At 33.2% G+C, this 7,154-nt stretch carries 6 protein-coding genes; 5 read left to right on the top strand and 1 reads right to left on the bottom strand.

Going from position 1 to position 7,154, the window contains the following annotated elements:
- Positions 1–278 precede the first annotated feature (278 nt).
- Both AB671_RS04525 and AB671_RS04520 read left to right on the top strand, forming a co-directional pair.
- A complete protein-coding gene (locus AB671_RS04525) occupies positions 279–542 on the top strand; it encodes a hypothetical protein (RefSeq protein ID WP_066681402.1) in 264 nt (87 codons plus the stop codon).
- A gap of 290 nt (positions 543–832) precedes the next feature.
- Positions 833–1,996 carry a thioredoxin family protein gene (locus AB671_RS04520; protein WP_066681400.1) on the top strand — a complete coding sequence of 388 codons (1,164 nt, stop codon included), beginning with the start codon at positions 833–835 and terminating at the stop codon, positions 1,994–1,996.
- Positions 1,997–2,165: 169 nt separating this feature from the next.
- Here AB671_RS04520 and AB671_RS04515 read toward each other — a convergent pair whose 3' ends face one another.
- Entirely contained in the window at positions 2,166–3,188 is a 1,023-nt protein-coding gene (locus tag AB671_RS04515; RefSeq protein WP_066681398.1) for a 3-oxoacyl-ACP synthase III family protein, read from the bottom strand.
- A gap of 74 nt (positions 3,189–3,262) precedes the next feature.
- Between AB671_RS04515 and AB671_RS04510 the strand changes: the two genes are divergently transcribed.
- The 3 genes from AB671_RS04510 (at position 3,263) to AB671_RS04500 (ending at position 7,064) form a co-directional block, all read left to right on the top strand.
- On the top strand, positions 3,263–4,162 hold the full coding sequence (locus AB671_RS04510) for a CorA family divalent cation transporter (RefSeq protein WP_066681393.1): 900 nt from the start codon (positions 3,263–3,265) through the stop codon (positions 4,160–4,162).
- 271 nt (positions 4,163–4,433) lie between these two features.
- Positions 4,434–6,020 carry a patatin-like phospholipase family protein gene (locus tag AB671_RS04505; RefSeq protein ID WP_066681404.1) on the top strand — a complete coding sequence of 529 codons (1,587 nt, stop codon included), beginning with the start codon at positions 4,434–4,436 and terminating at the stop codon, positions 6,018–6,020.
- A 156-nt stretch (positions 6,021–6,176) separates the two neighbouring features.
- Entirely contained in the window at positions 6,177–7,064 is an 888-nt protein-coding gene (locus AB671_RS04500; protein WP_066681391.1) for a hypothetical protein, read from the top strand.
- The last annotated feature ends 90 nt before the right edge of the window (positions 7,065–7,154 follow it).

Here is a 7,154-nt window from a genome sequence, read left to right as displayed (position 1 = left end):
AAGATTCCTCTTGAATTTGCTGCCATAATAAGTAAATTTTAAATCGTTAGTATTTTTGTGATTTCTATAACCCAAAGATAGAGACACCGAAAATATTTTTAAAACTTTCAAACCATTATTTCGAAAATTGTAGTAATTCTACGATTTGATGTAGTAGAACTACGACTTTTAATCCCAGTAACTATTTTTCAATAAAAAATATTGAATTTTAATGTAATATTCACAGTTTTCGGAATGATAATTGACAATCTCTTTAATTATCACAAAAATAAAATATTATGAAAAAGTTAGGACTTGCAATGCTTTTAGGTTTAATAACTTTAGGGAGCTGTGCAGATAAGAAAGAAAACAGAGAAGCGTATAAAGAAAATCATAATAAAGACTCTTTATTAAATATCTCGGCAGAATCGGCGGCAGAACATTCTGAGCCCACCAAACCGGAAACAGATACTCCGAAAGCATTACGAGATACTGCCGCATCACCTACCGATTACGGCAGTAAAGAAACAAGACCCAACACTTCTGTAGGAGGTTCAAGATAAAAAACTAAATCCGTAGAAAAATTCTATGGATTTTATTTTTAAAGTATTTCTACAGTACTTATCATCAATTTCTAATATTCTATAACTTTTTGTATTTCATTGCTAAGTTTACGCCTTTGTATAACTTTAAAACGGTCAAATTTTAATATTCTTTGTTTGCCTTTGCATTAAATTATGGATCATTAGTAAAAACGGAGATACATAATTTCTAAAATGGTCTTCTTATTTTTATTAAAAAGAGAATAATTATTTAACTTAATTATTACATTTGTATCCAACAAAAAAAATTCATGAAAAAAACAGCAATATTATCATTCCTTTTCCTGGCTGCAATTGCATTTGCACAGGGAATTAAATTTGAAGAAGGCAGTAACTTCAAAACCATTTTAGCGAAAGCAAAAAAAGAAAATAAACTTGTTTTTATTGATGCTTACGCAGTTTGGTGTGGCCCATGTAAATTGATGGTGAAAAATATTTTCCCGTTAAAGCCTGTCGGTGATTATTACAACGAGCATTTTGTAAATGCTAAAATCGATATGGAAAAAGGCGAAGGTATTGACTTGGCAAAAAAATTCAATGTAAAAGTTTTTCCAACTTACCTTTTCATCAACGGTGACGGTGAGGAGGTTCACAGAACAATTGGATATGTTGAAGAGAAAGATTTCATTCAGTTTGCTATGGATGCAGGTGATCCTAGTAAAAGATTGACTGCTTTAAAACAAAAATTTGAAAAAGGAGAAAAAGACCCAGAGTTTTTATTAAACCTTGCTAATCTTACGATTTATAATGATACAGATTTCTCAAACAAAGTAATTGAACGTTATTTTGCAGGAAAACCTGAATTGACTAGAGATAATTTAGGTCTTCTTTTTCAGGCAATGAAAAGTACTGAAGGTGCACCTTACAGAATTTTCACAGAAAGAAAAGCTGATATTTTGAAAATGCTTCCTGAGCAGCAATATGCTTCAATGGATAAAAATGTGAAAGTAAACACCGTTATGGCGAAAGCTTATAATGCTACCACTAAAAAACTAGATGAAGCTTATTTCCTTGCAGAAACTCAGAAATTCATGACTAAAGATGAAGCAGAAAACCTTTTGAAAAGAGTAAAAGCAAGCAGAGCTTTGAAAGATAAAGATTTTGCAACGTATGAAAAAATAACTATTGAGCTGAATAAAGATACTTCTGCTTTAAATGCAGACCAGCTTAATTCTTTAGCTTGGAATTTCTTTGAAAATGTGACAACCAAATCTTCTTTGGAAACTGCTGTAAAATGGGCACAGGAATCTGTAAATAAGAATGAAAATTATGCAAATACAGATACTTTAGCAAATCTTTATAACAAAATTGGAGATAAGAAAAATGCTAAAATATGGGCGCAAAAATCTTTAGAGCTTGGAAAAGCAGCTGGTGAAGACACTGCAGACACAGAAAAACTATTAAAGAGCCTTTAATCTTTAATTTTAAAACATAAAAAATCCCGCTGAACAATATATTTTCAGCGGGATTTTTATTTATTGACCTAGTTAATTGTTCATTACGTCAGTTCGAGTAGCGAAGCGTATCGAGAACAGCTTTTCTTATTAAAACTTACTCGAAGTGACGACGAAGATCTTTGACAATTTAATATTCAAACAAAATACTTCCCCAAGTAAAACCACTCCCAAAAGCCGAAAGAAGAACCAAATCTCCTCTTTTTATTTTCCCCAATTCAATCGCTTCACTTAAAGCAATCGGAATAGAAGCAGCCGTCGTATTTCCGTATTTCTGAATATTATTATGAATTTTTTCATCTGGTAAACCAAATTTCTGCTGTACAAACTGGGCAATTCTTAAATTCGCCTGATGCGGAATAAACATATCCAGATCCTCAATGGTTTTTCCTGCTTTGTCTAAAGCTTCCTTCATGGTTTCCGGAAATCTTGTCACCGCATGTTTGAAAACGAAATTCCCATTCATGATTGGATATACTTCTTTATCCGTTACATTTTCAGGTTCTTTTCTCATTCTGTCGCTCCAACCGTATTTTGAACCCGGAAACTGGGTACACAATTCATCAGCATATTTTCCTTCAGAATGCATATTCATTGCTAAAATATCTCCTGCATTTTCATCTTCAGTTGCAGAAAGTACAATTGCTCCTGCTCCATCGCCAAAAATTACAGAAACACCTCTTCCTTCATCAGAAAAATCAAGTCCGAAAGAATGAACTTCAGCGCCTACAACCAAAATATTTTTATACGTCCCTGATTTAATAAAAGCATTCGCAACACTCATTGCATAAACAAATCCTGAACACTGGTTTCTGACATCCAAAGCTCCGATGGTATCACAACCCAACATATCCTGAAGCAAAACTCCGCATCCCGGAAAATAATAATCCGGAGAAAGTGTTGCAAAAACAATATAGTCGATATCTGTTGCCGTTAAACCAGCATTTTGAATGGCTTTTTCAGAAGCTTTAAAACCAAGATAGGCTGTCGTTTCCTGAGCATCATTTCGGTTGATCCTGTGTCTTCTTTCTTTTATTCCGGTACGCTCGGTGATCCACTCATCATTGGTGGTCATTAGTTTTGCTAAATCATCATTGGTGACCACATGATCCGGAACATGAAATCCGATCCCTTTTATTGTACTTTTAATCATATAGTTTTTTCTAATTTTGGTAAAGATAAAATTATTTTATACATCATATTTCAAATTAATAGTATTTTTACTTTATGCCTATTGATACAATTTACAGAGATTCGGGATGCGAATGGATAGACGTGGAAGCGCCTACTGCAGAAGACATGAAATACCTTCATGAACGCTACGAAATCAACAATCTTCTTTTGGAAGACACCCTCGATCCGAATCACTTACCTAAATACGAAGCCGACGGAAACGTAAAATTCTTTCTTTTGCGTGAAAGCACCGAGCTGGAAAGAAAAAACCTCAACACTATAAGTGACATCAGTACGAAAATCGGAATTTTCCTTCTGGAAAACACGATTATCACTGTTCACAGAATGAAAACCAAAAGTATTTCGGAGACGAAAAAACAGCTTTCGGCAGGTCAGGAAAACTGTTCTCCCGATAAAGTTGCGTTAATGATTGCTTTGATCATCATGAAAAGTTTTGATGATGAAGCCATCAGTCTTTTTGAAACAATGGATAATATCGAAAACGAAATTTTCCTTAAAAATACCAATCATACCAATCAAATCCGCAGACTGTATAAACTGAAAAGAAAATCGGGATTGAACTCAAGAGTTTTGACGATTTCTACAGATGCTATCGATAAGTTTAAGCTACTCAATTTACAAGATTCTGAAGTGGTCGATCTAAAAGATAAACACAAAGATGTAGTTGCAGATTTTGATCATCTCAACATTCAGATTACCAACTTAATTTCGATGTTTTTAGCGCTGTCTGATCAGAAAGCCAATCAAGTGATGAAAGTTTTGGCGATTTATTCTGTTTACTTTTTACCGATCACATTTATTGCCGGTTTATACGGAATGAATTTTGATAATATGCCGGAACTTCACACAAAGCATGGATATTTTTATACTTTAGGCGTGATGGGAGTCATTGTGATCTGCACGTTTATTTATGCAAGAAGAAAGCAATGGTAAAGTTTCCCGCCAATTAATTAATTTGAAAAGATCTGCGTTATCTGCTTAATCTGCGAGAGAAAAATAATTTTAGCTAAACGCAAAGGCGCAAGGAATTTTTAAAACTTAAAACTATTAAGGCGCAAGGATTTTATCGAGATAAAATTGATTAAAAAATAATTGAAAATCTCTGATTTTCTTGCGCCCTAAAACATTAAAATTAAAAGAAACTTTGCGCCTTTGCGATTTCCAACAAACACAAAACACCAAAAACAAAATACCAAACCAAACCATGAAACCCGAAACCCTCCAAAAAATTCTTGAAGAAAATATACTTTCTCAGGAGTCCAAAGAAAAGCTGAAGGCACTGCATGAAAATATTTCAAAAAGAGAGTTCTCTGATCTTCTGGATGCCGAAGGAAACCAATATGTAGAATTTGTACAGGAAGGAGGCGGAGTTTGGGGAAGCGCTTTGGTCGGTTATTTATACGGACTTGAAATTTTCGGGATCCGTTTTCTGAAAGTTGCAGGAACCAGCGCTGGAGCAATTAATACGATGTTGATAGCAGCTTGTAAAACAAAAGAAGAAGCTAAAAGCGAAGTCATTAAAGAAATATTGTTCAACTGGAATTTTGCAGATTTTATGGATGGAAAAGGCTATGTAAAAAGCACCATTCATGCGATGCTCAACAATAAAAATTTCTTTAAGATCAATTTAATTATTACCATTATTCTAACGGTTGGATTAATCAGTTTACCGTTTATCCTTTCCTCTGAGACAATAAGAGAAGCCAAGCTGTATTTCCTAATTCCGCTTGTTCCTTTAATTATTTTAATCTTAATTCTAAAAAAACTTTACCTGAATTTTCAGAAAAGCAACAGCGGAATCAATCCTGGAAATGTTTTTGAAGAAACTATGAAAAAAGTGCTTGATGATTTCGGAATAAAAACGGTCGCAGAACTCAATAAAAAATTTATTCAAAAAGAATATGAGCTCAATCTTAATTACCGCTATGGCAACGGAATGGAATTTTACACCAACGCATTAAACGGAATTGAAGAAATTAAAATGAATAATCTGGAGCACATTGATGAAACACAGTACAGAATCTATTTTGAGGGCATCGAAAACAACGATTATTACAAAAACAATCCGTTTTATCAGTTAAAATCTGAATATACGGTTATCACGACCGACATCAACGCCAAAATAAAAGTACAGCTTCCCATTATGGCGAATCTTTACTGGTCTGAAGAAGAACTGAAACACATCAGTCCGGCAGAATTTGTGCGTGCTTCGATGTCTGTTCCTTTCTTTTTTGAGCCTATGCAAAAGCTCATCAACAAAGACGACGATTCTGTAAAATACGCCTGGAAATTCTGGATGAATACCTCAAAAGGAAATATTTATCCTGTCGGAATTTTTATCGATGGCGGAAGTATTTCAAATTTCCCGATTGATCTTTTTCATGTGACCGATATTTTTTATCCGCGACTTCCACTTTTTGGAGTACAGTTAACCAGTGATTCGGCAATCAATGAAGAGAAAGGGAAAACAAGCGAACAGATCCTTAAAACACCACTCTCCTACGCCGGAAATATCATCGAAACTTTAAAAGGCTTTAATGACAAATCTTTCCTGACCAAATATTCATTTTACAATTTGTACAGCATTAAAACCGTCAACTGCGGAACGAGCAGCTGGCTTAATTTCTTTATGAAAAGAGAAGAAAAAGAACAGCTGTTCAATGCCGGATTTGTTGCCGCTCTCGATTTCCTTAATCAATTCGACTGGACAGAATACAAACGCGAAAGAATGATGGTTGCGATGAAAGAGAAAAAGATTTTGAATGAAGAGGATACGCCAACGGTGGGGTGATTTTAGAAATTTCATCTTGTGAAGCAAAAATCACTTGCTAAAGATAAAGTAGATTTATTTTTGACGAATTATTTATATATTGTGATAAATAAAAAATTTTTAATCTTCCGAAATTAAATAAACCGATTTAATTTTTTCAAGTTAGATCGTAAACATATGAAAAACATGGATAGCAACAAGATTGGAATTGAGGGAGAAGAAGCAGTAAATGAATTAGCATTTAATACATATTTAAAATATTGGTGTTTTCCAAATCCAAAAGATGATTTTGGAGATAAAAAGGAAATTTGTGATTTACTTATATGCTTTCAAAATCACCTTTTGATAATATCAATCAAAAATTATTCTTTTAAGGGGAATTATGAAAGATACTTCAAATCTACACTGGAAAAAGCTGTTTCACAAATCCATGGCGCACAACGAAAACTCTTAAATAAAAAGTCTATTGTGAAATTTAGTCATCCAGAAACGGGGACTTTTGATTTCCATCCAAATTCGTATGACAGTATTCATCGCTTAATTATAAATATTAATACTGTACCTTTATTTCATCCTGGTGGTATTGAAACGAAAAATCAAGAATTCTGCCATATTTTCAATTGGCATTCATTTCTTGGATTAGTAAATGAACTTAATACAATACCAGATTTCATAAGTTATTTGAACAAAAGAGAAGCAACTTTTACAGGGAAAGAATTTGTTCTGATGTTAGGTGATGAGAAAGATTGGGATACGGAAACCAATAATTCGTTCTCTAAATATAACACTTCACTTGTATACGAAAATAAACAGTTTATTCTTTTTTCTGGTAATGAACTTGACTTGTTGGCAGACTATTTTTTTAATGGAAAAAACTTTAGTAAAAATTTCTATCCAAATGATGTAAATGGTTCATTTATTCAAATGGATGGAAAGTGGCAAAATTATCTATCACGAAAAGAAGTAGAAAACAAAAAGAAAGAAGATAAAGTAAGCTATTTTGTTGATGAATTTGTAAAACGAGAAGTTCTTTATAGCAGTGATCCAAATAATAAACTTGTTTAAACTTTTTATTTAACCACAAAAGAGGCAAAAGATTTAGATACTTTTATCTAAAGTTGATGAGTACAAAGAAAAAAGCACACAAAAATCTTT

Origin of the sequence: Chryseobacterium sp. BGARF1, from assembly GCF_001677955.1 — a bacterium.
Classification (GTDB): Bacteria; Bacteroidota; Bacteroidia; order Flavobacteriales; family Weeksellaceae; genus Chryseobacterium.
Note: the sequence above shows the minus strand (reverse complement) of the source record. Positions and strands in the feature narration are given on the sequence as shown.

What these genes read in the sequence shown, in the direction of transcription:
- AB671_RS04525 (WP_066681402.1), top strand. Translation starts at nt 279, where the DNA reads ATGAAAAAGTTAGGACTTGCAATGCTTTTAGGTTTAATAACTTTAGGG.
- AB671_RS04520 (WP_066681400.1), top strand. Translation starts at nt 833, where the DNA reads ATGAAAAAAACAGCAATATTATCATTCCTTTTCCTGGCTGCAATTGCA.
- AB671_RS04515 (WP_066681398.1), bottom strand. Translation starts at nt 3,188, where the DNA reads ATGATTAAAAGTACAATAAAAGGGATCGGATTTCATGTTCCGGATCAT.
- AB671_RS04510 (WP_066681393.1), top strand. Translation starts at nt 3,263, where the DNA reads ATGCCTATTGATACAATTTACAGAGATTCGGGATGCGAATGGATAGAC.
- AB671_RS04505 (WP_066681404.1), top strand. Translation starts at nt 4,434, where the DNA reads ATGAAACCCGAAACCCTCCAAAAAATTCTTGAAGAAAATATACTTTCT.
- AB671_RS04500 (WP_066681391.1), top strand. Translation starts at nt 6,177, where the DNA reads ATGAAAAACATGGATAGCAACAAGATTGGAATTGAGGGAGAAGAAGCA.